The sequence below is a fragment of the Antribacter gilvus genome, from assembly GCF_003946865.1.
In the GTDB taxonomy this organism is placed as follows: Bacteria; Actinomycetota; Actinomycetes; order Actinomycetales; family Cellulomonadaceae; genus Antribacter; species Antribacter gilvus.
Map to the genome: position 1 here is coordinate 1 of NZ_QXTH01000037.1, position 973 is coordinate 973.

Here is a 973-nt window from a genome sequence, read left to right on the forward strand (position 1 = left end):
CGCGCCCACGCCGCATCCGTCAACTCACCCCGACCAACACCCACAACCCGGACATTACCGAACCACCGACCAGGCCATTCACAGGACAGGCCCTAGCAGAGGACGTGGCCGCACGCGCCGCGCTCGCTCTCGACAACGCTCGCCTCTACCGCCAGCAACGACACCTCGCCGAGGGCTTCCAGCGGTCGCTGCTCACCCCTCCGCTCCCCACCGACCAGTTTGAGATTGCCGTGCGGTACCAGCCCGCGGCACAGGCCGCCGAGGTCGGGGGCGACTGGTACGACGTGTTCCACCAGCCGGGCGGCGGCACGGTCGCCGTCATCGGTGACGTGTCCGGGCACGACGTCGTTGCCGCCGCGACGATGAGCCACATCCGCACCGCGCTGCGCAGCATCGCCGTGACCACCGGCGCCGGGCCGGCCGAGCTGCTCCAGCAGGTGGACCGTGCCCAGCACACGCTGGAGTCGGACGCGCTCGCCACCGTCGTGGTGGCCCGCCTCGAGCAGGCCGACGACGGCTCCGACGTGCGGCTGCGCTGGTCGAACGCCGGCCACCTGCCGCCGATGATCGTCGGGCAGGACCGTTCCGTGACCCCACTGTCGGCGGGCCAGCCCGATGTCCTGATTGGTGTCAGTCCCGACACCGACCGCACCGAAGAGGTCACGGTGCTCGAGCGTGGCGCGACCGTGGTGCTCTACACCGACGGGCTGATCGAGCGACGCGGCGAGCACCTGCGCGACGGCATCGGGCGGCTCGAGGCGACCCTGGCGGACCTCGCCCTGCTCGGCCCTGACGACTTGTGCGACGAGGTCCTCCGGCGGATGCTGCCAGACCTGCCGGGCGACGACGTCGCTCTGGTCGCGATCCGCCTGCGCCCTTAGGGCCTGTCCTGTGAATGGCCTGGTCGGTGGTTCGGTAATGTCCGGGTTGTGGGTGTTGGTCGGGGTGAGTTGACGGATGCGGCGTGGGCGCG

The 973-nt window shown here is 70.9% G+C and carries 1 protein-coding gene; it reads left to right on the plus strand.

Features of this window, described 5'->3' with window-relative positions:
- The first annotated feature begins 104 nt into the window (after positions 1-104).
- Positions 105-881, plus strand: a complete 777-nt coding sequence (locus D1350_RS23410; RefSeq protein WP_164545305.1) for a PP2C family protein-serine/threonine phosphatase — start codon at positions 105-107, stop codon at positions 879-881.
- The last annotated feature ends 92 nt before the right edge of the window (positions 882-973 follow it).